At 72.5% G+C, this 21,930-nt stretch carries 18 protein-coding genes; 11 read left to right on the forward strand and 7 right to left on the reverse strand.

The features are described 5' to 3' along the window. Window positions 1-44 precede the first annotated feature (44 nt). From ACFYOU_RS32125 to ACFYOU_RS32140, 4 genes are all read right to left on the reverse strand, one after another. Window positions 45-1,172, reverse strand: a complete 1,128-nt coding sequence (locus ACFYOU_RS32125; protein ID WP_391310664.1) for a SagB family peptide dehydrogenase — start codon at window positions 1,170-1,172, stop codon at window positions 45-47. Between the two features lie 212 nt (window positions 1,173-1,384). Beyond that, complete coding sequence (locus ACFYOU_RS32130; protein ID WP_391310667.1) at window positions 1,385-2,575, reverse strand: MFS transporter; 1,191 nt, start codon at window positions 2,573-2,575, stop codon at window positions 1,385-1,387. Window positions 2,576-2,650: 75 nt separating this feature from the next. Continuing rightward, a complete protein-coding gene (locus ACFYOU_RS32135) occupies window positions 2,651-2,986 on the reverse strand; it encodes a hypothetical protein (protein ID WP_391310669.1) in 336 nt (111 codons plus the stop codon). Between the two features lie 139 nt (window positions 2,987-3,125). Beyond that, window positions 3,126-4,493, reverse strand: a complete 1,368-nt coding sequence (locus tag ACFYOU_RS32140; protein WP_391310671.1) for a tannase/feruloyl esterase family alpha/beta hydrolase — start codon at window positions 4,491-4,493, stop codon at window positions 3,126-3,128. Between the two features lie 252 nt (window positions 4,494-4,745). Here ACFYOU_RS32140 and ACFYOU_RS32145 point away from each other — a divergent pair, with 252 nt between their 5' ends. The 3 genes from ACFYOU_RS32145 (at window position 4,746) to ACFYOU_RS32155 (ending at window position 7,933) form a co-directional block, all read left to right on the forward strand. Continuing rightward, complete coding sequence (locus ACFYOU_RS32145; protein WP_391310674.1) at window positions 4,746-5,963, forward strand: histidine kinase; 1,218 nt, start codon at window positions 4,746-4,748, stop codon at window positions 5,961-5,963. Beyond that, window positions 5,960-6,646 (forward strand): response regulator, encoded by a 687-nt coding sequence (locus ACFYOU_RS32150; RefSeq protein WP_391310676.1) that lies wholly within the window; start codon window positions 5,960-5,962, stop codon window positions 6,644-6,646. The genes ACFYOU_RS32145 and ACFYOU_RS32150 overlap by 4 nt, the downstream gene beginning before the upstream one ends. A 333-nt stretch (window positions 6,647-6,979) precedes the next feature. After that, window positions 6,980-7,933 carry a zinc-binding dehydrogenase gene (locus ACFYOU_RS32155; protein WP_391310678.1) on the forward strand — a complete coding sequence of 318 codons (954 nt, stop codon included), beginning with the start codon at window positions 6,980-6,982 and terminating at the stop codon, window positions 7,931-7,933. Window positions 7,934-8,050: 117 nt separating this feature from the next. Here the strand turns inward: ACFYOU_RS32155 and ACFYOU_RS32160 are convergent, their stop codons facing one another. Continuing rightward, window positions 8,051-9,895, reverse strand: coding sequence for an endonuclease/exonuclease/phosphatase family protein (locus ACFYOU_RS32160; protein ID WP_391310680.1), 1,845 nt, complete (start codon window positions 9,893-9,895; stop codon window positions 8,051-8,053). Window positions 9,896-10,049: 154 nt separating this feature from the next. Here ACFYOU_RS32160 and ACFYOU_RS32165 point away from each other — a divergent pair, with 154 nt between their 5' ends. Then, window positions 10,050-10,916, forward strand: a complete 867-nt coding sequence (locus tag ACFYOU_RS32165; protein ID WP_391310683.1) for a hypothetical protein — start codon at window positions 10,050-10,052, stop codon at window positions 10,914-10,916. Between the two features lie 50 nt (window positions 10,917-10,966). On the opposite strand, the gene ACFYOU_RS32170 is transcribed toward ACFYOU_RS32165, so the two are convergent. Then, complete coding sequence (locus ACFYOU_RS32170; RefSeq protein ID WP_391310685.1) at window positions 10,967-11,707, reverse strand: methyltransferase domain-containing protein; 741 nt, start codon at window positions 11,705-11,707, stop codon at window positions 10,967-10,969. Between the two features lie 72 nt (window positions 11,708-11,779). Beyond that, a complete protein-coding gene (locus ACFYOU_RS32175) occupies window positions 11,780-13,396 on the reverse strand; it encodes a helix-turn-helix domain-containing protein (protein WP_391310687.1) in 1,617 nt (538 codons plus the stop codon). Between the two features lie 163 nt (window positions 13,397-13,559). Between ACFYOU_RS32175 and ACFYOU_RS32180 the strand changes: the two genes are divergently transcribed. The 7 genes from ACFYOU_RS32180 (at window position 13,560) to ACFYOU_RS32210 (ending at window position 21,853) form a co-directional block, all read left to right on the forward strand. Beyond that, entirely contained in the window at window positions 13,560-14,417 is an 858-nt protein-coding gene (locus ACFYOU_RS32180) for an SIP domain-containing protein (protein WP_391310689.1), read from the forward strand. Window positions 14,418-14,530: 113 nt separating this feature from the next. Next, complete coding sequence (locus ACFYOU_RS32185) at window positions 14,531-15,604, forward strand: ABC transporter substrate-binding protein (protein ID WP_391310692.1); 1,074 nt, start codon at window positions 14,531-14,533, stop codon at window positions 15,602-15,604. A 62-nt stretch (window positions 15,605-15,666) separates the two neighbouring features. Then, window positions 15,667-16,716 carry an iron chelate uptake ABC transporter family permease subunit gene (locus ACFYOU_RS32190; RefSeq protein WP_391310694.1) on the forward strand — a complete coding sequence of 350 codons (1,050 nt, stop codon included), beginning with the start codon at window positions 15,667-15,669 and terminating at the stop codon, window positions 16,714-16,716. After that, window positions 16,713-17,792, forward strand: coding sequence for an iron chelate uptake ABC transporter family permease subunit (locus ACFYOU_RS32195; RefSeq protein ID WP_391310697.1), 1,080 nt, complete (start codon window positions 16,713-16,715; stop codon window positions 17,790-17,792). The genes ACFYOU_RS32190 and ACFYOU_RS32195 overlap by 4 nt, the downstream gene beginning before the upstream one ends. Further along, window positions 17,789-18,643: an ATP-binding cassette domain-containing protein gene (locus ACFYOU_RS32200; protein ID WP_391310699.1), complete on the forward strand. Its 855-nt coding sequence runs from the start codon at window positions 17,789-17,791 to the stop codon at window positions 18,641-18,643. Before ACFYOU_RS32195 ends, ACFYOU_RS32200 begins: the two co-directional genes overlap by 4 nt. Beyond that, on the forward strand, window positions 18,633-20,246 hold the full coding sequence (locus tag ACFYOU_RS32205) for an ATP-binding cassette domain-containing protein (protein WP_391310701.1): 1,614 nt from the start codon (window positions 18,633-18,635) through the stop codon (window positions 20,244-20,246). Before ACFYOU_RS32200 ends, ACFYOU_RS32205 begins: the two co-directional genes overlap by 11 nt. Continuing rightward, window positions 20,243-21,853: an ATP-binding cassette domain-containing protein gene (locus ACFYOU_RS32210; protein ID WP_391310704.1), complete on the forward strand. Its 1,611-nt coding sequence runs from the start codon at window positions 20,243-20,245 to the stop codon at window positions 21,851-21,853. Before ACFYOU_RS32205 ends, ACFYOU_RS32210 begins: the two co-directional genes overlap by 4 nt. Window positions 21,854-21,930 lie beyond the last annotated feature (77 nt).

The following is a 21,930-nucleotide window of genomic DNA, read 5'->3' on the forward strand; positions in this document are numbered from 1 at the left end:
ACTCCGGCCGGTCGCTGACGCAGCGATCGGCGCCGGCCGGTGAGTCAGCGGGGTGCGGCGGCGACGCTCATGTCGATCGGATGCCCGTCGACCGGACCGGACGGGTGTCCCGCACCGATCAGGTAGAGGGCGGTCTCGGAGATGCCGTCGATGCCGAGGGCGGCTTCGACCTCGCTGTCGCGGAACGCGGCGGTCTGGAAGGGACCGAGGCCCGTCGCCGTGCTGACGAGGGCGAACGTCTGCGCGAGGTGCCCGGCGTCCAGGAGGATCATCCGCAGGGTGCGCGGGTGACGGTACTTGTAGGCGGCCCGGGACACCAGCGCGGTCAGGAACGTCACGAAGCCCGCCGTGACCGCCATCTGCTGGCCGAAGCCGAGGCGGTCCACGTCCTGGGCCGTGAAGTCGGGGTCGACCAGTTCCAGCGCGTGCTGTTCCACGTTGTAGTGGTAGAGGCCCGGTGCCACGCCCTCGACGTTGAGCACGCCCACGTACGCCTCTATCTCGTGGCGTGCTCCGCCGCCGGGGCTGGTGCGCATCATGAGCGTGCCGTACTCACGGGCGTCCACGAAGTACATCGGGCCGAAGGTGTAGTGCAGCACCGTCGCGAGTTCCCGCAGCGTGACGGGGTCACCGGTGAACTCCCGGTGGGTGCGCCGGGCCAGCAGTACGTCGTCGAAGTCCCGGCGCAGCGGTAGGAAGGCCCGGGGCAACCGCACCCGGGGGGCGTCGGGGTAGCTCTTGAAGACGGCGGGCGGCGGGCCGCTCTCCAGTGCGACGGCGGCGGCCGCGGTGCGGTGCTCGTCGTCGTCGCCGATGTAGACGGCGTCCTTGGTGCCGAAGTGGAAGAAGCGGGCCTCTTCGTTCCAGTTGGCCCACTCCTCGGCGAGGTGGTCCTCCCGCTGGGCCTGTTCCGGTGTGTGCAGGAGTCCGGCTTCCGCCAGCGCGCCGATGGCCTCCCGGACGGACTCCGGGTCGTAGTCGGGCAGGGCGTCCAGAACGGATTCCGGGTCCGTCCAGTCGTCGAAGCGGTGCAGCAGGAGCAACGCCGTCTCGTCGATGACGACCGCGTTGTCCTCCTCCACGTCGGAGGACTTGGTGGTCAGGTAGTCTTCAAGGACGAATTCGCCTTCGTGCCAATATCCGATGAGGCTGCGAGTTCGGCGAAGCTTCATACCGTTTCTCCTTGGAGCGGCTGTGTGGGGCACCGGTGACGGGGTGCGGGTCGATGGGCAGCATCGCCCCGCACCCCGCCGCTCAGCCGATTAGGCCGGGTGGTTCGACAGCAGGTTGCCGCGGGTCTTCTTGGAGCGGACCTGGATCTTGATCTTCGCCATGGTCGGTCACCTCCTCTCCTGCTCGGACGGTCGTGTCACCCTCGCGCGTCTCACGACGGCAAGGGAGTTCGGGGGCGCAGCAGGTCGATGCGCCACAGGGCGGCGACCGCTGCGATGAGGAGGAGCGTCGCCGCGACGGCGATGCCCGCCCTCCAGTGGACGTGTTGGACGAGCCAGCCGCCCGCGCCGGTGCCGGCGGCGTTCCCGGCGAAGGTCGCGGTGGTCGCCCAGGCGAACGCCTCGGTGACGGTGGCCGCGGGCGCGCAGCGGCCGATCAGGGCGAACTCGCCGATGGTCGCGGGGGTCAGGGCGATCCCGGTGAGGATCGCCAGCCCGAACATGAGCGCGGTGCCGGTTCCGGCCAGCAGCGGCAGCACGCAGGCCCCGTAGAGGGCCAGCAGCACCACGTACCGGCGTTCCACCGGTGCCGACCAGCTGCGGCTGCCGTACCAGAGTCCGCCCAGGGCGCTGCCGATGCCGATGGCCGTGTACAGCACCCCGCCCCACGAGGCGTCGCCGAAGGCGTCGGCGAAGCCGATGAGGGAGACGCGTACGACGCCCAGTGCCGCTCCGGTGGCGGCGATCGTGGCCAGCAGGAGCAGGAACCCCGGCGAACGCAGGGGGCCCAGGCCGCGTTTGGTGCCCGCGGGACGGGCGGTGCGGCAGGCGGGCAGGGCGGCGAAGACGACCGTGCCGACGGCGATGAGGACGGCGGTGACGCCCACCGCGACGGCCGGGCCGGCCACCGCGGACAGCGCGGTCACCAGCAGCGGGCCGAGGATGAGGAAGGCGTCCAGTTGGAGGGAGTCCAGGGCGAGCGCGGTCTCCCGCCGCCGTTCGTCGAGCAGCTTGGGCCACAGCGCGCGTTGACAGGAGGCGACCGGGGGGATCGACGCTCCCACGAGGAAGGCGGCTGCGCCGAGCATCCACACCGACGGGGTCAGGGCGGCCACCGTGAGGCAGACCCCGAAGGCGCAGGCGTTGACCGCCGTGGCGACCAGCAGGGGGCGCACCGGGCCGTGGCGGTCGGCCGCCCTCCCGAAGGCGGGGCCGACGACGGCGTACCCGGCTCCTGCGGCGGCCCCGACCGCGCCGGCCGCGCCGAGCGATCCCGTCGTTTCGTGCGCCAGGAAGAGCAGTCCGAGCCCGTACATGCCCACCGGCAGTCGTGCCAGGGCGCCGGCCCCGAGCACGGCGGGGACTTGGGGGGTGCGCAGGAGCATCGTGTAGGACTCAGTCATGGACACGCTCCTCCCGGGGGATCGGACGTAACCGTGGTTCTGCCGGTGGCTGCGGTGCGGACGTACGGCGGGCGCTCATCGTTCACCGCCCTGGTGGGCACGGGCGGTCGCCGTGGGCCGAGGTGAGAGGTGACCGCGCAGGATGCGGACGGCGTCCGACGCGTTCGGTGGCACGGACCACTGGCGGCACCTGCCGTGCGGGCCGGCGAGGACGACGGCCACCCCGTCTTCGGGGCAGGTGCGCACGCAGCCCGACACGGTGACCGTCAGGGTGTCCTTCGCCACCGACCCGTACAGGCGTCGGCGGGTTTCGCGCACCCACTGCTGCCCGGCTTCGGGACGGCACTGCTGGCAGATGAACACCATCGTGTCGTCCCGCTGCCAACCCTCGGCCCTCTCATCAAGTGCCATGTCTAAGGAGTCGCGACGCCCCCGTGCTTAGTTCCCGGCGGTCCGCGACGAGTTCGGAGGAAAGTTATCGCGGACCCGCCGACCGGAACGACCCTCGTCACCTGCGCGGCGGATCGGTACCGCGGGGGCGGTGACGGTGTCAGGGGGTGCAGTCGGTGGTCGTGCCGTCGGCGGGCCGGGGGACGGTACGGCTGGGCGGCGGGGTGACGCCGCGGGTGGTCCATGCGACCAGCGCGTCGAAGGCCGCGGTGAAGCAGGGCTGCATCGGCCGGACGGTCCCGGGCGCGAGGTCGTGGTAACCGTCGGCGTGGGTGCCGTCCTGGATCCGGTAGTACCGGTGCAGGGCGCCGCGACCGGATTCGCTGACCATCCGGCCGTACAGGTCGCCGGTCCGGGTGATCGGCACCAGGGCGTCGAGGGTGCCCTGGACGGTGATCAGCGGCCGGGTGATGCGGCCGGACAGCGAGATCCGCTCCACCGTGTCGTGGACGCCGTCGGGCCGGGCGCCGTAGTCGTAGTCGGTGTCGCAGCCCGCGCCGGTCCCCTCCGGGCAGAACGGCGTGCCCCCCTGGACGGGGCCGTCGTACTCGGGGTCGACCTCCTCCCGGACGGCGCGTTGCAGCGTGTCCCACTGGGTCAGGTAGTGGGCCTTCCAGAGGGCTTCGGAGCCCTCGGGGTACCCGGCGGCGTACATGGCCTCGGCCGCGCCGGGCTCGTTGCGCTCCCAGCGGGGGTAGGCCCGCAGGGCGGGGGGCAGATGGGTCAGCAGGTTGGGCGCGTCCCGGGTGAAGACCAGACCGTTCCAGTCGATGCCGCCGGTGTAGAGGCGCGGGAAGTGCTCGATCTGCCAGCGGACCAGGTACCCGCCGGCGGAGAGACCGGCGGCGTACGTGCGTCCGGGCGGGCGGCCGTAGTGCTCGGCGGCCACCTTCCGGGCGGCGCGCGTCAGTTGGGTGAGCCGGTGGTGCCACTCCATGATCGCGTCGCCCGGCTCGGTGCCGTCCCGGTGCAGTTCGGGACCGGTGTTGCCCTTGTCGGTGGCGGCGTACGCGAAGCCCCGCGCCAGCACCTGGTCGCTGATGATCCGGTCGTTCGCGTACTGGCGGCGGGTTCCGGGCGGGCCCGCGACGACCAGGCCGCCGTTCCAGCGTTGCGGGAGCCGGATCACGAACTGGCCGTCGTGGTTCCAGCCGTGGTTGGTGTTGGTGGTGGAGGTGTCGGGGAAGTAGCCGTCGAGCTGGACGCCGGGCACGTGCGCGGGGTTGACGGTGCGGGACGCCTGGAGCCCTTGGTAGTCGGCCGGGTTGGTGAGGCCGAGCGGGAGGAGGCCGGCGGTGGTCAGGTCGTCGGGGCAGTGGCCGAGCACGCGCTCGGCGCCGGGGACGCGCAGTCGGTGCGCCGGGCAGCCGGCGCCCGTGGCGTTCGCTCCGGCCGCGGGCAGGAGGCCGGCCACGAGCAGCGCGGGGGCGAGGGCGAGGAGACGGCGCCGGTGCTTCCTACGGGACATGGGTGCGGGGCTCCTTCGGTCGGTCGGGCCGTGCGCCGATGCGCGGGGACCCGGTTCCCGGCAGAACGTAGGCCGCGGGGCGGGTCGCCGAGGAGTGTCGTGCGGCCACCCCTCCCCCGGCTTCCGGCACCCCCGCGGTGGCCACCCCCTGCCGATCGGCACATGACCCGTGGCCACAGGGGGAACGGAACCGCGCGCCCGACGGCAGCGGTCCCGTAACGTCCGCAGCAGCAGCGACCGGAGGGGGAACGCATGGCCGCGCCACCGACCGCCGTGCCGTGGATCGCGCCCGTGCTGTACGGGGTGGTCCTCGCCGGCGGGACCTACCACACCGCCGTTTCCCCCGGGCCCGTGGACGCGGGACGCACCGCGGGCTTCGTGGCGGGACTGGTCCTGCTGCTCGCCCTCGAAGCCGTGGAACGGCGGCGCTGGCCGAGCGGCGCCCCCGCCCGGACCGCGGGGACCCTCCTGGCCTTCCGTCTCGTGCTGTTCGCGGTGGTCGCCGTGCTGGACGGCTCGGGCGTCTCCCGGGCCCTGTTCGTCCTGGTGCCCTTCACCGCCCGCCTCGCCCTCGGCCGGCGGGCCGGGCTGGTCTCCGGTGCGGGGTGCGTCGCCCTGCTGATCGTCGGCTACGCGGTGGGGGTGCCCCGGTGGTGGATGCGGGCCGAGTACGTCTCCGATCTGTTGATGCTCGGCCTGGGGCTGGCGCTGGCCCTGTCGATGGCCTCCGTAGCGGTACGGGAGCAGCAGGGGCGGGAACGGCTGGAAGGCGTCCTGGCCGAACTGGCGGGCTCGCACGAGCGGCTGTCCCGGTACGCGCTGCGGGTGGCGGAGTTGTCCACGGCCGACGAGCGCAACCGGGTCGCCCGGGAGATCCACGACAGTCTCGGTCACCATCTCACCGCGATCGCCGTGCAGTTGGAGAAGGCGGAGGTCTTCCGGACACGGGACCCGCAGGCATCGGCCAAGGCGGTGGCGGACGCCCGTTGGTCGGCGGGACGGGCGCTCACGGAGGTCCGTCAGTCCGTCGGAGCACTGCGGGAGGCCCGGCCCTTCTCCTTGAACCGTGCGCTCGCCGACCTGGTCCGCCACCTCGGTGACGACCGCCTCACCGTGACCCTGCGCACCACCGGTGACGAGGCCGGGTTCGACGCCGGATCGCTGACCGCCCTGTACCGGTCCGCCCAGGAGGCGTTCACCAACGCCTGGCGGCACGGGCGGGCGACCCGTATCGACGTCACGGCCGCCTACGGTGAGTCCACGGCCCGGCTGACCGTCACCGACAACGGCCGGGGCTTCCCCACCGCCGAGGACGCGCAGCCGGACCGTACGGGTTCCGGCATCCGCGGCATGCGCGAACGGGTCGAACTCCTGGGCGGGCGCGTGGACATCGACGGTCGTCCGGACCGGGGCGCGGTGGTCACCGTCACGGTCCCGCGTCGCCCTTCCGCTCCGGGGAGCACCGGGTGAGCGGCTCCGGGCTCCCCGGGGAGCCGCCCGTCGGGGACGGGGACGCGGTCGATGTGGTGCGGGTCCTGGTCGTCGACGACCAGGAACTCGTCCGGGAGGGGATCGCCTCCTTGCTGGGCGTCCAGCCGGGCGTCACCGTCGTGGCCACCGCCGGCGACGGGCCCCGGGCCGTCGAGGCCGCCGTCACGCACCGGCCGGACGTCGCTCTGGTCGATGTGCGGATGCCGGGCATGGACGGCATCGAGACCACCGTCGCGCTCACCGCGCGGGTGCCCTCCTGCCGGGTCGTCATGCTGACCACCTTCGACGACCGGGACTACGTCGCCCGCGCGCTCGGGGCGGGAGCCGTCGGGTACCTGCTCAAGAACCTGCCCTCCGCCGAACTCGCCCGCTCCGTCCGTCTCGCCCGTGCCGGGGTGGCCCCGTTGGACGCCTCGGTGCTGGCCGGGCTCACCGTGGCCCCGGTGACGCGCGCTCCTGTGGTGCCCGCCGGGACCCTGACCGAACGCGAGGTGCACGTGCTGCGCCTCATCGCCAGCGGCTCGACCAACCGGGAGATCGCCTCCCGGCTCTTCCTCAGCGAGGGAACCGTCAAGAACCACGTCTCCCGCATCCTCAGCCGCCTCCAACTGCGCGACCGCACCCAAGCCGCCCTGTACGCCCGCGACCACGGCCTGCTCTGAACGCGGGCACCCCCGGGGGGCGTCAGAGGTTCCGGCACCCTCCGGGCAGTGGTCGCCCGCGGCTCGGCGGGGGCCGGGCTCCTGGACGAACGCGACGCAGTCGCACGGACTGCGGCCGTGGCCGTGGCCGTCCATGACCGATGGTTATGAGAACACCTCTTGGACAGAGGGCGCGGGTGCTTCCAGGATGGATCACGAAGGACCGAGCAGGGCACCGGCGTTCCCGCCACCTGCGTTCCGTTCCCCGGACGCCGCCACGCTGACCTGCCGCTCCGGCCCGTGCACCCCGCCCGGCGCGCCCGCACCGCACTCGGCCCCCTCATGAGGAGCAGCATGCACGCTTTGACCTATGCCCCGGAGGCACCCGCAGGTCTCCGTCTCCGCACCGTTCCCGAGCCGGTGCCGCAGGCCGCGCAAGCCCTGATCGAGGTGCACGCGGTCTCGCTCAACTTCGGGGAACTCGCCTTCAAGTCCGCTCGCGCACGACCGGGCAGCGTCCTGGGGACGGACGCGGCGGGCGTCGTCATCAAGGCCGCCGATGACGGCTCCGGTCCGCCCACCGGCGCACGTGTCGTGACCTTCGGGTGGGCGGCGGGGGCCTGGGCCGAGCGACGCGCCGCCAACGTCGCGGACCTCGCCGTCGTGCCCGACTCCGTCGACCTCGCCGCCGCGAGCGCGCTTCCGGCCGCGGGCGTCACCGCGTTGCGGGCGCTGCGGCGACTCGGTCCGGTGCTGGGCCGGCGGGTCCTCATCACGGGCGCCTCGGGCGGTGTCGGGCGCTTCGCGGTGCAACTCGCCGCCCACGCCGGCGCACACGTCATCGCCTCGGTGGGCAGCCCGGCCCGGGGTGAGGGACTGAGCGAGCTCGGCGCCGACGAGATCGTCATCGGCCCGCAGAACGTCACCGCACCCGTCTTCGGAGTGCTGGACAACGTGGGCGGTACCCAACTGGCCGAAGCGTTCGCCCTCCTGGAGGACGGGGGCTGCGTCCAGAGCATCGGAATGGCCTCGCGCGAGCCGACCACCATCGACTTCGAGCAGGAGCGACTGAGCGGTCTGCGCAAGCGGATCGAATCCTTCATGGTCGGCGATCCCGGCTTCGACCCGGGTTTCGGCCCGGACCTCGCCCACCTCGTGGGCCGCCTCGAAGACGGGGCGCTCGATCCGCAGATCGGTTGGCGCGGCTCCTGGGAACACGCGGGGGAGGCGGCCGAAGCACTCCTCGCCCGTCGTGTCCTGGGCAAGGCCGTCCTCGACGTGGGGGCGCGCAACGGCAGCCGGCCGTGAACGCACCGGCTCGGCGCCCGTCCGGTGCAGCGGATCGCCCCCGGCCGTCCGGGGCGGCACCACGGACGGGCCCCGCACGCGGTTGCGCGTGCCGCGGCTCGTCCGTGGGCCGGGGTGTCAGAGGAGCAGGTCGTTCTCCGGGAAGCCCCAGCCGGCCCGGGGGTCACCGGTCGTCGGCGGGTTGGCGAACGGGGTCGTGCGGTCGCCGGTTCCGGGGTACAGGAAGAGATCTCCGTTGGGCTTGCGAGCCAGGAGGTCGGGCTTGCCGTCGCCGTTCATGTCGCCTGGGGAAACGACGGCGTTGTAGATCTGCCAGCCCCAGCCGATCCTGACCCGGGGCTGGAAGGTGCCGTCCCCGTTGCCCTCCAGGAGGAAGAGTTCATCGCCCGAGGTCGTGCCCGACGGCTTGCGGACCACCAGGTCGGGGCTGGCGCCGCCCGCGACGTTGCCCGGGGCCAGGATCGTGGTGTAGTCCCCCCAGGGGCCGTCGGAGTCCGCCACGACGGTCACCGGCGTACCGATGCCGCCGTCGGGTTCGATGGGCATCCGTTGCAGCACGTTTCCGGTCCTGACCAGCAGTTCGGCGCGGCCGTCCCCGTCCAGGTCCGGACTCACGTCCAGCAGGCTCGCACTGCCGAGGCCCTGCTTGACGACCTGCGGCGCGATGAAGAACAGCTCGGTCGCGTGCCCGGGGTGGAGGAGGAGGTTGCCGCTGGCGTCGATCCCGTACAGGTCCTCGTCGCCGTCCCGGTCCGCGTCGCCGGCCCGCGCGATGTGTCGCAGCGCGCCCCAGTTGGCGTTCCAGTGAGCGCCTACCTTGCAGTACAGGGACTGGATCTTGTTGTCGGTCCGGCCGAAGTGCCGGTACAGATCGCCGTCGAGACCGCGGCGCAGCAGGTCGGCCCGGCCGTCGTCGGGGTTGTTGCAGTGGTTCCAGGTGGCGGCGCCGCGCAGGGCGTAGTGGTCGGAGACCCCGGCGTGCCGGGGCATGGCGTCGGCCGCCACGTTCTTGAAGTGCGCCTCGCTCAGGAAGATGTAGTCGTACTTGGCCTCCACGCGCCCGATGACGGGGTCCGCGCGCAGGGTGGGTTCACCGGAGCGGCAGCGACCGGGGGGCGGCGCGAGGGCCAGGCATTCCGGGGTGTTGCGCGAGGCGTCGGTCTCGTCCACCTCGATGAACTTCCCGGCCCCGCCGGAGTGGCTGTAGAGGTGGCTGAGGGGAGCCGCCAGGGGGGCGAGGCGCGGCTCGACGATCATCGACCCCGGCGGCTTCGTGGGGTTCGGGTCCGGGATCATGTGCTGGGCGTTGAAGTCCCCGCCGAGCACCACCGGGATGTCCTGGTCGATCCAGGGCTGGACCCCCTCGGCGAGCCTCCTGGCCTGCTCGATCCGCTCGGTCCGGTCGTTGTGGGTCAGGTGGACGGAACAGGCCCGGGCCTTCCGGCCCTGGAGCGAGGTCTCGATGCAGGGCGCCTTCCACCGGCTGTCCTTGCCGGGCGAGTACAGGTGGAGGGCGGGCAGGGCGGTGGCCGACCCCTTGGCGAAGATCGCGATGCCGTAGTCGTTCTCGGCGACGGCGGGGCCCCCGGGCGGGTCGTACTTGCACAGGTCCCCGCTGCCGTCCTGAGCGGGGGTGATCATGGGCTCGAAGACGCCCTGGTAGCCGTGGCTCGTGAGCCGTGTCGTCAGCTCGTTGAACTGGGACCTACAGACCTCCTGGAGGAAGACGATGTCGGAGTCCCATTCGGTGGTCTGCCGGACGACCTCCGCGGACCGCTGCTTCACCTCGTCCGTGAGGGAGCAGTCGGCCGTGGTGTCGTGGTTGCCGCAGATGTTGTAGCTGAGGAAGCGCAGCACCGGGGCCGATGTCGGCGACACGGTGTCGGCGGACGAGGTGGGTGCCAGTACGCCGCCCACCATCACCGCGGTCAGCAGGGCAACGAATAACGCGCGTAGTCGCATGTTTCTCCTTCGTCTCAGACATCACCAACTATTGCGTATCTCATACGCAATGCATAGGGGGCGACGGGTGGCACCTACAGCTGGTCGTCCGACCGGGAGGACGGCGCGACTTCGGCGGGCTCCACCGTCAGTGGCGGCTGCTTGACTCGACGACATGAGCGATCACCAGCTTCTGGCCGACGTGTTCACGGCCCTGTGGCCTGACGTGCGCGACCTCACCTGTCGGGAGCCCGGGCACTCACCGGGCCATACCTGTCTCTCCGTCTCCGGGGACGTTGACTCGGGCGAGCTCGTCGCGGAGCTCTCCGCGCGGTACGGCGCGCCCTTGGCCGGCACCGACCGGCTGCCGCCCCTCCCCGGCTCGGGGCGGGTCGACTGGACGTTCGCCTGGCCGTTCAGCAACCGATGGGTCGCCTTCGGCCGGACCGGCCACGGCACGGGCGGTGCACCCGTTCTGGTGATCGCCCCGCGCAGCACACCGGACGCGGAGCAACTGCCCGCAGGGCTCTCCTGGTTGGAACGGCTCGTCGCCGTGACCGGCTGGGAACCGAGGACGGCGGGGACGGTTGACTGGCCCGCAGTCGAATCGTCACTGGGAACGTCGCTGCCGAGCGACTACAAGAAGCTCGTGGAGACGTTCGGCGAGGGCCTGTTCTCCGACTTCCACCAGGTGTTCATGCCGGACGACCTGATCAGGAGGACCCAGTGGGGAGCGGGGTACGGCCAGGCGTCCTGGGAACCGTATCCGCCCTTCCCCGCCCCGGGCGGACTGGTGCCGTGGATGGGCAACGAGCACGAGCAGTCGTTCTTCTGGATCACCGAGGGCCCCGACCCCGACCGGTGGCCCGTCTACGCCACCGAGGCCGGACCCGTGGCGGGACAGCGGTTCGCCTGTACGGCCACGGAGTTCCTGTTCCGCAGCCTCACCGACCCGCAGCACCCCATCGGCCTGCCGGTGGCCCTCCGCGCCCACTGGTTCCTCGACACGGACGGACCTGCGGACGCCGGGAGGTGCGGATGACGACCCCTCAGGCCGAGGGGCGCGGGCCGTGGGGCGTGGGGCACGCGGTCCTAGAGGTCGGCCACGAGGAGGCGGTAGCCGACGTCGAGTTCTTCGCGGTCGAGCAGATCGGCATGGCGTCGGTGCCACCGGCCGGAGGACAGGTCCTCGGCGAGCCGGGTCAACCCCGGCTGGAGGACGTCCTCCCGGGTCTGGGCGAGCATCGACATGCCCGCCCGGACCTGCGGGTCGAGGTAGGCCTCGGGTCGGCGCCAGAAGGCGGCCAGGAATCCGTCGGTGCAGTCGTGCGGAACGGGCACGGTCTCGACACGGGCGCCCCCCAGCAGCGTCACCAGACGGTCGACCGCGACCGCTCGCACCTCGTCCACCGCGGCCGCCTCGGGCAGGTACTCCTGCGACAGCCAGAAGCTGCGGCTGACGTCGTGGTCGAAGGTGAAGACGACGATCCGTTGCCGGGCGATCCGGCGGAGTTCCGCGATACCGGCTTCCAGGTCGCTCCAGTGGTGCACGGTCAGCACGGCCATCGCCGCATCGGCCGAGTCGTCAGGAACGGGGATCGACTCCGCGGAGGCTTCCAGGGCCCGCGCGGACCCGGCCGGACGCTGGGCGATCATCACCGAGCTGGGTTCCACGGCCAGCACCGTGCGGGACGGTTCGTAGGAGCCGGCGCCGGCTCCCACATTGATCACCGTGGCGGCATCGCCGAGGGCTCGATGGATTCTGGCGGCGATGCGCGGGTCCGGTCGTCGAGTGTCTGCGTAGGTCACACCGATGCTGTCGTAGGTCGCCACCCTGCGCAGTATGGGCCTCGTGCGCCGTGCGGGGAAGAACGCAGGGCGGCGGCGCCCGTGGTCTCGGTGGGCCTAACGGAGGATGAGTCCTTCGTCGGTGTGCTGCCAGCCGTTGCGTTGGTACGCGCGGGGTGACATCCCGTGGGCGCGGGTGAAGACCCGGGTGAAGGCGGAGGAGTCCGCGTAGCCGAGTGCCCGGGCGGCCCGGCCGACCGTCATGCCCTCTTCGAGGTACTGGCGGGCCAGGGTCATGCGGAGTTGGGCCCGCCACTGCACGTAGGTCTGACCGGTGGCGGCGACGAAGTCGTGACCGAGGGTCTTGGCGTCCACCCCGAGTTCGGTGCCCCACCGGGCGAGCGTGCGTCGACCCGCGGGTTCGCGTCGGACCTCCTCGATGATCCGGGCGACGGCCGGGGTGACCGGTCCGCCGACCCCGGTGGGCGGGGGCGGCGCGGCGAAGGGTTCGAGGAAGCGGCGCGTGATGTCGTTCGGGTCGTGTCCCTCGGGGCGGACGAAGCTGTAGTTGGCGACGACGGTGTGCAGGAGTCGGTGCTCGGCCTGCGGGGGGAAGCTCCTGATGAGGAAGTCCGAAGGGAGGGCCGCCGAACCCCCCGGACGGGAGCCGAGCGGGAGCAGGAGCGCACCGCGCGGGAGCGTGACGCTGTTGGGCACTCCGGCCGGGAGCCAGGCGGCCTCGCCCTGCCGCAGCCGGTGCTTGCGGCCCCCGACGACGAGCCGTGCGGTTCCGCGGTGGGCCCAGACGAGCACATGGAAGTCGCTGATCCGGTTCCAGGTCCGTGACGCCGGGATCGAGGGGGGCTTCCCGATCGCCGTGCCGTCCGCTGCCGGGTGCGTGCGGGCGTCCATCTGCACGTCGAGGGGGTGGGGGAGGCGCCGGATTCCGGTCGGTCCTCTGCGGTGCTGTTCCGTGTAGGCGCGGGGCGTGACACCGCAGTGCGCGCGGAAGGCCTTGGTGAATCCCGCGGGGGTGGCGAACCCGACCTGTCTGCCGGTCCAGCCGATGTCGTGGCCGAGGTCGAGGTAGCCCGCCGCGGCGGCGACCCGGGCGGCGGTGCGCCACCGGGCGAACGAGCGTCCCGTCTCGTTGAGGAACTGCTGCTGGAGCGTTCGGACGCCGATGCTGACCGCATCCGCCAGTGCGTCGATGCCGGCGCCGTGGCTCGGGTTCCGGAGCAGCGTCCGCGCGACGGCGAGGGCTTCGGGCGAGGCGGGCAGGGGTGGGGCGGGCAACGGGCTGCGGCCGTCGTGCGCCGGGTCGGCCGGGCGGGCGTTGGCCACGAGGTCGAGCACCCCGCTGTCGTCCGCGGTACCGCGCAGATAGCCGAGGCTGCGGGCGAACTGGTAGGTGAGCCAGTCGGACCAGTCGTCCGGGAAGTCGACGCGGAGCGGACGAGCGATCATGTGCGGCCGGGACCGGGCGGCGGGGAAGATCGGAACCGCGACGGAGCCGGCGTCGACCTCCACCTCGTAGGGGACGCCGGCGGGCAACCAGACGCCCTCGCCGGTCGTGAGGCGATGCCGTTCCGTCGCCGTCCGCACGCGGGCGGTCCCCGTGTGCATCCACAGCAGGGACGGCTCGCGCGCGTTCCCCGGTGAGCTCGCCCGGGCGGCCGGCACCTGCGGAGTCAGGGCGACCGGGAGCCGAGCGCGCGTGGCCGTGTCACCCATGGTCCCCACCGTCCGTCGTTCCGCCGTTCCGTCAGTCCATAGATCGTGCACCTCAGGATAACTGCTGGCCGAAAAGCAAGGTTAGCCTTACCTGTGTGGCTCCGGTGGCGATCTGACGCCCTGATCCCAAGGCCATGTCCCCCTCTCCTCAAGGAGTCCTTCCGTGTCCGTCCCCGTGCGCCCGCTGGTCGTGTTCCCCGTGGCCCTGCGGGAACTGGTCGTCGCCCGGACGGTCGACGTCACGGCAGGAACGCGACGCGTGACCTTGACCGGTGACCAGCTGGGGGCGTTCACCTCCGCGGACGGGACCGGGTGGCCGGCGTTCGCGTCGCCGGGTTTCGACGACGACATCCGGCTGCTGTTCCCGTATCCGGGTGAGCGCGAGCCCGTGCTGCCGCTCATCGAGGACGGACGGGTGACGTTCGCCGAAGGACGCCGGCCGATCGCCCGGGCCTACACGGTGCGCCGCTACGACCCGCGCGGGCGTGAACTGGACGTCGACGTCGTGCTCCACGGTGACGGGGTCGCCTCGAACTGGGCTCGTGCGGTGGTACCGGGAGACCGGATGCACATCGCCGGTCCCGGCACGACCCGAGGGGTCCCCGTCGGCGCGGACCGGCTGCTGGTCGCCGGCGACGACACGGCGGTTCCCGCGATCGCACGGCTACTGGAGGAACTTCCCGACGACGCCCGCGGGCACGTGTTCATCGACGTCGAACACGTCACCCATGTACAGGAGTTGCACGGTCCCGCAGGAGTCGACGTCACCTGGCTCCCCCGGGGCCCGTCCGCTGCGGCGCGCCCCGGCGCGCTGCTGACAGCCGTTCGCGCGATGGCCTGGGCGGACGGCGCGTGGTTCGCGTGGCTGGCCGGCGAACAGTCGGCGGTCCAGCAGATCCGCCGGCACCTCGTCCACGACCGTCAGCTGCCCCGGTCCGCGATCGACTTCACGGGCTACTGGAAACGTGCGGCCGCCGCGGACGGAGTCCGCTCCCCCCGGCCCCGGCTCCCCCGGCCCTGATCCCCCGGCCCCGGCAAGGGCCGTCCGGTTGCGCGCTCCGGCGCCGTCCCACCGGCCGTCGGGGTCACCCCACCCTGCTCGTCCCCACCCCGAGAAACACAAGAACGGCACTCATGAACCTCACACGACGCCGCAGCATCGCCGGCCTGATCGGCACGGCGCTGGCCGCTGCCCTCACCCTGACCGGATGCTCGTCCACGGAGTCCACCCCCGCGTCCCGGAAGGCGGCGACCGGCGACCCGTCGAGCCGACTGCCGGCCGCCGAGGGGAAGACCTCGTATCCCCTGACCCTGGAATCGCCCTTCGGCAAGACCGTGTTGGAGAAGCGTCCCGAACGGATCGCGGCGGTCGTGCCGAACGCGATCGACACGGAACTGCTCCTCTCGCTCGGGGTGACGCCCGTGCTCAGCTCCAGCTTCGTCAAGGAGGGCGGGTACCTCGGCGGGCACGGTGCGGACGACGTCAAGACGTACGAGTTCGTGATGGGCGAGGAGGTGCCGGTCGAGGCGATCGCCGCGAGCAAGCCGGACCTCATCGTCGCCGTCGGGTGGACGGACGGCCTCGGCGGGGTGAAGCTCGCCGACCACTACGACCGGCTGAAGAGCATCGCCCCGGTCGTGACCAGCCCGGACACCTCGTCCCAACTGCTCATCCCCTGGCAGGACTCGATCCGTGTGCTCGGGGAGACGCTCGACCTCGTCGGCGCCGCGCAGCGCGTCGTCGACGACCACGAGAAGCACTTCGCGACGCTGCGCAAGAAGCACCCGGAGTTCGAAGGGCTCACCGCGACCTGGGCGATCTTCTACGGCGAGGCCAACGGGCTCCAGTACCTGTCGCGGCCCGATTCCGCTCCGGAGGCGTTCCTCGGGGAACTCGGCTTCGCCAAGAACCCGAGCGCACGGGAGTTCGCCCGGGACGCCACGGTCAGCGACGAACTGCTGGCGAAGATCGACGCCGACGTGCTGCTGCTCGGTCAGAGCGCGGCCGTGGGGGACAAGGAGATGCGGGAGCTGACCGGCCGCGACCTGTTCCGGAACCTCGGCGCCGTGTCCTCGGGGAACTTCGTGCAGCTCCCGCCGAAGACCGACGACGGCGGGGACCTGCTGTGGGCGATCAGCAGCGGCGGGCCGATCGGGAACAAGTGGGCGACCGGGCACCTCGTCCCGCGCCTCGCCGACGCCCTCTGACCGCCCACCGGTGCGGGGCGCGAGCGTTGGCGCGCCCCGCACGCTCCTGATGGAGGAGGACCATGACCACGGACGCGTCGCCCGTCCTGCTGGAGAAGAAACGCCCGGACCGACTCCCGCAGGCCCGGCGGATGTGCGGGCTGCTGGCGCTGACGGTCGTCCTCGCCTGCGTGCTGGCGCTGAGCGTGAGCTTCGGCGCGAATCCGCTCCCGCTGCGGGACGTGTGGCGGAACGTGTTCCACCCCGACGGGTCCGAGGCGGCGTCGATCGTGTGGACGCTGCGGGTGCCCCGCACCGTCGTCGGCATCGTCTCGGGCATCGCGTTCGGGGTCGCCGGAGCGCTGATCCAGGCACTCACCCGGAACCCGCTCGCCGACCCGGGGATCCTGGGCGTGAACGCGGGGGCGGGATTCGCGATCACCATCGGGGTGGGCCTGTTCGGAGTGTCGGGCGTCACCGGGTACGTGTGGTTCGCCTTCCTGGGCGCGGTCGTCGCCACCGTGGTCGTGTACGCGATCGGCTCCTCGGGCAGGGGGTCCGCCTCCCCCGTCACGCTGGTGCTCGCCGGGGTGGCCCTGGCCGCGGTGCTGACGGCGTTCTCGACGTTCATGATGCTCATGGACGAGGAGACCTTCCGGTCCCTCAGGAACTGGGGCCTCGGATCGCTCGACCGCACCTCGATCCCCGACACGCTGGCCGTGCTGCCGTTCCTCGTCGTCGGGCTGGTGATCGCGTTCTGCCTGGGCGGAGCGTTGAACGCCGTCGCCCTGGGCGACGACCAGGCCGCGGCACTGGGCGCCCGCGTCACCCGCACCCGCATCGCCGGGATCGCCGCGGTCACGCTGCTCGCGGGCGGCGCCACGGCGCTGACCGGAGGAATGGCGTTCATCGGGCTGATGGTCCCGCACGTCGTGCGCTGGTTCACCGGACCCGACCAGCGGTGGATCATCGCCTACACCGTCCTGGCCTCGCCGACCGTCGTCCTGGCCGCCGATGTGATCGGGCGGGTCGTCGCCCGCCCCGGAGAGATCGAAGCAGGCGTGCTGACGGCCCTGATCGGCGCCCCCGTGCTCATCGCCCTCGTACGTCGCAGGAAGGCAGCCGGACTGTGAACCGCTCCACCCCCGGGCCGAGACCGATCGACTTCGGCTACCGGCACTCCCGCCTCCGCATCGGCAGCGTCGTCGCCACCCGCTTCGGCATCCGGACCCTGGCCGTCAACACGGCCCTCGCAGCCCTCGCGGTGAGCGTCGCGGTGCTCTCCCTCGGCTTCGGCGACTATCCGCTCGGTCCCGTGGAGGTCGTACGGGCGCTCACCGGGCAGGGCGACGACTTCCACCGGCTGATCGTGACGGAATGGCGGCTGCCGATGGCGATCGGCGCGCTCCTGTTCGGCGCGCTGCTGGGCATCGGCGGGGCCGTCTTCCAGTCCCTCACCCGCAACCCCCTCGGCTCACCGGACGTGATCGGCTTCGACGCCGGCTCCTACACCGGCGTCGTCCTGACCATGCTGCTCCTCGGCGGCCACCACTACGGGTCGGTGGCCACCGCCGCGATCGCGGGAGGTCTGCTCACCGCGGGCGCGGTCTACCTGCTCGCGTACCGCAAGGGCGTGCAGGGGTTCCGGCTGATCATCGTGGGCATCGCCGTCTCGGCCATGCTCGGCTCGATCAACTCCTACCTCATCACCCGGGCCGACATCAACGACGCCATGAGCGTCGGCTTCTGGGGAGCGGGCTCACTGAGCCGGGTGGGATGGGGCTCCCTCGTCCCCACGCTGATCGGCGGTGCGCTCGTCCTCGGATGCGTCACCGTCCTCGCCCCGGCGCTGCGGCAGTTGGAGTTGGGCGACGACGCGGCCCTCGCCCAAGGGGTCAGCGCCGCCCGCGCCCGACCGGTGCTCCTGATCACGGGCGTCGCCACGAGCGCCCTGGTGACCGCCGCGGCCGGACCGATCGGGTTCGTCGCCCTCTGCGCGCCGCAGCTCGCTCGGCGACTGACCCGCACCCCGGGGGTCACGGTCGCCTCCGCCGCGTTCGTGGGGGCCGCTCTCCTCGCCCTCGCCCAAGCGACGTCGCTGGCGATCGCGCAGGCGTACCGGCCCGTGCCCGTCGGCCTGATCACCGTCTGCCTCGGCGGGCTGTACCTGATCTGGCTGCTGATCCGCGAAACGAGACGAAACACATGACCCGCTCCGACACCGAGACGCGCGTGCACCCGTCGAACGGCTCCCGGCTCCGCGCCGAGAACGTGACGATCGGATACGACGGGCGCCCGGTCAACACCCGGCTGTCCGTGGCGATCCCGGACCGGTCGTTCACCGTCATCGTGGGCCCCAACGCCTGCGGCAAGTCCACGCTGCTGCGCGGACTCTCCCGACTCCTGCGGCCCTCGAACGGACAGATCGTCCTCGACGGGCAGGACATCCACGCCTACCGGGCCAAGGACGTCGCCCGGCGGCTCGGACTGCTCCCGCAGTCCTCGCTCGCCCCCGACGGCATCCGGGTCGCCGACCTCGTCGCCCGCGGCCGCTACCCGTACCAGAAGCTCATCCGCCAGTGGACCGACACCGACCAACGAACCGTCGCCGAAGCCATGGCCGCGACCGGCGTCGAGGACCTGTCGCCGCGCCTGGTCGACGAGCTCTCCGGCGGGCAACGCCAGCGCGTCTGGGTGGCGATGGCACTCGCCCAGCAGACGGACATCCTCCTCCTCGACGAACCGACGACCTTCCTCGACCTCACCCATCAGATCGAACTGCTCGAACTCTTCACCGACCTGCACCTGGCCGGCCGCACCCTGGTCGCGGTGCTCCACGACCTCAACCAGGCCGCGCGGTACGCGACACACATGATCGCCATGAAGGACGGCGCCGTCGTCGCCGAGGGCCCACCGTCCGACGTCGTCACCGCGGACCTGGTCGAGGACGTCTTCGGGCTGCGCTGCCTCGTCGTCCCCGATCCCGTCGCCGGCACCCCCCAGGTCGTACCGATCGGACGCGACCGCACGACCCGACGGGAGGGCGTCGATGACCTCTGAACACGGATCGCCCTCGCCACCGGTCCGGCGTCCGCCCCTCGCGCGGGCGCTGCTGCCCAGCCTCCCGATGCTCGGCATCGCCTCGCTCACCGCAGCCGTGGCCGGGCTCTGCGGTCTCGGCGCGCTCTGGTTCGCGACCCGGCTCCTCACCGACCCGACGCCCACGCACGCGGTGCGGGCCTGCACCGCATGGGCCGTCAGCGGCCTGCTGTCCGCCGTGTCCTCGTGGACGGCGCACCACGGCGAGGCCCGCTTCGCCCAACGTCTGCGACACGACGTGGCGGGGCACCTGGCCCGGATGCCGACGAGCGCACTCGCCCGGCGCGGCGGTGACGCACTGCGCCGACTGGTCTCCGACGACATCGCGGCGCTGCACCACGCCGTCGCCCACCTGCCGGCCGAACTCGCGATACTCGCCGTCGTGCCCCTGGCGAGCACGGTCGCCCTCCTGTGCGTCGCGGGGCCGGCCGCGTTGTTCGCCCTCGTGCCCGGGCTGCTCGCCGCCTGCTACTACCTGCTCGTCGTGCCGCGGACCTCCGCACGCCACGGAGCCGAGAGCGCCCGGGTGATGGGCGACATCGTCGCCGCGGTGGACGACTACGCCCGCGGAATCCGCATCAGCCGCGTCTACGGAGCCCAAGGCGGCGCCGCGGCCCGCTACGCGGCGGCGGCCCGTGGTTTCACCACCGGCATGGTCCGCTGGGTGGGACGGGTGGCGACGCTCGCCGCCGTCGCGGGAGCGCTGCTCCAAGCAGCCGCGACCTATGCCGTCGCCTACGCCGTCGGCCACGGACAGGACGCCGGAACGCTCGCCGCGATGCTGCTGTTCGGCCTGGCCACCGTCACCCCGGCGCTGCGCCTGGGCCACGGTCTCGACTACGTCCGCGCGGGCCGCGCCGCCGCGGACCGGATCGCCGAGGTGTTCCGGGAACCCGTCGTCACGCCCGCCGTACGGCGAGCCGGCGCGGCGGGGGCCACGCCACGTACGGCCCTGGTCCGTCTCACGGTCGGGAACGCGGAACGCGTCCTCCTCGACGAGGTGACGCACACCTTCGAGCCGGGGACGATCACCGCCGTCACCGGGCTCAGCGGATGCGGCAAGACGACGCTGCTGCGTGTCGTCGCCGGACTCGAACCGGCGACGGCAGGGCACGTCGTCCTCCCGCCCGACCCGACCGCACAGCCCTCCGGTGGGCCGGTGCTCCTCGTTCCGCAGGGGGGTGACGTGCTGCCCGGGACGGTCCGCGACACCCTTCGCCTCTCCGCCCCGGACGCCACGGACGAGGACCTCGCCGAGGGGCTCCGGCGGGCGCAGCTCGACGTCCCGCCGGGGACCGGCACGACGAACCTCTCCGGGGGCGAACGACAACGCGTCGCACTGGCACGGGCCTTCCTCACCGGAGCGCCCGTGATCCTCCTGGACGAACCGACCAGCGCACTCGACGAACGGACGGCCGCCCAAGTCATGGCGGAGCTGCGCCTCCTCGCCGACTCGGGGAAGACGCTGATCGTCGTCACGCACGACCTTCAGCTCGCCGCGACCGCCGACGCACGGCTCACGCTCGCCGAGGGGCACCTCACGAGGACCGGAGGACGACGATGACCACGCCCGCGCCGCAGGCGCTTCCCGCCGCAGCGAAGCGGCGGCTGACCCTGATCGCGTGCGGCTGGGTGCTCGTCGCCGTTGCGGAGGCGTCCGCGTACACGGTGCTCGCCCGGGCCCTCGCGAACGGGGAGCCGCCCGCACCGGTGCTCGGCGCGGCGGGAGTGGCCGTCGCGACGACCGTGCTGGTCTCGCGCAGCGGCTACCTCACCGGCGCCCGGCTCGCCGGCGACCTCTACGACGGGCTCGGTACCGCGTTCGCGCGGGCCAAGCTGTCCTGGTTCACGGAGACCAACCGCGCACTGGTCGGGACCGTCGCCGGCCGCGCCGTCCCGACGCTGATGAGCGTGCCCGCCCACCAGTTGCAGACCTTCGTCCTGTCGCCGCTGATCCCCCTCCTGTTGCTCGTCGGCATCGGGATCGTCAGCGGGCCGTCCGCGATGCTGTTCGTCGGCGTGCTGCTGGCCCTCGCCTTCCTCGCGCAGAGCCTCGCCCAGCGGGCCCTGGCCCGCGCGGACGCCGGCCGGGGCGACGCCGAGCAGGCCGCCGCCGCGGCTTCGCTGGAGTTCGTCGACCATCTCGAACTGCTGCGGACGGCCGCCGGCCCCGATCGGGCCGTCGCACGCCTCGCGGCCACCTGGCGGGCCCAGCAAGCCGCACTGGCGCGCACCAACGACGCCTCCGCACCGGCGGCCCTCGTCTCCCACCTCGCCGGCGTCCTTCCGCTCGCCGGCGTCGTCGTGCTCCTCGCGGTCACGGGCATCGACGATCCCGCAGCAGCGCTCGCGCTCCTGGTCCTGACCGGGCGGGCCGCGGCGCCCCTGGACGCGCTCGCCCTCGCCGGACTGACGGTGAACGACCTGCGCACCACGGTCCAGCAGTACCGCACCGCAGTCACCGCACCGACCCTGCCGGAACCCTCACGGAGCGCCCCGCGCAACGGCCACGCACTGGAACTCGTGGGCCTCACCCACCCGCCCGTGCTCCGCGACGTCCGCGCCGTCGTCCCGGAAGGGGCGCGGGTGCTCGTCACCGGCCCCACGGGGAGCGGCAAGAGCACCCTGCTCCATCTGCTCATGCGCTTCGACGACCCCGAGGAGGGGAGCGTGCGTCTGGGCGGAGCCGCCCTGACGGACCTGCGCTACGAAGACCTCGCCCCGCACTTCGCCTACGTCCCCCAAGAGCCCCTCGTGTTCGACGGCACCCTCGCCGAGAACATCCGACTCGGCGATCCCGCGGCCACCGACGACGACGTGCTCGAAGCCGCTCGGAAGGCCCATCTGGACACCGTCGTCACCCGCTCCCCCCACGGCATCCACCAGCAGGTGGGCCACCACGGAAACGCGCTCTCCGGCGGAGAACGCCAACGCATCGCCCTGGCGCGCGCCCTCCTGAAGAACGCACCGGTCCTCATCCTCGACGAAGCGACGGCCGCGCTCGACACGACCACGGAACGCCACGTCGTCCAGACGCTACGACAGTGGCCCGGCACCCTGATCGTGGTCACCCACGGCGACACCGACATCTGGGACCCCACGGATGTCATCACCCTCCGCGGGAGCGCCCCCGAAGGAGCCGGAACCGGCCCGGACGGCGAAACCGCGTAGGCGCGCCGGCTCCGACGCCCGCCGTCGAGGACGCGAATTGTGAAGACCCCAACCGACGGTGGTTTAGTAGGCGCCGT

Source organism: Streptomyces sp. NPDC005955 (assembly GCF_042871255.1).
Lineage (GTDB): Bacteria > Actinomycetota > Actinomycetes > Streptomycetales > Streptomycetaceae > Streptomyces.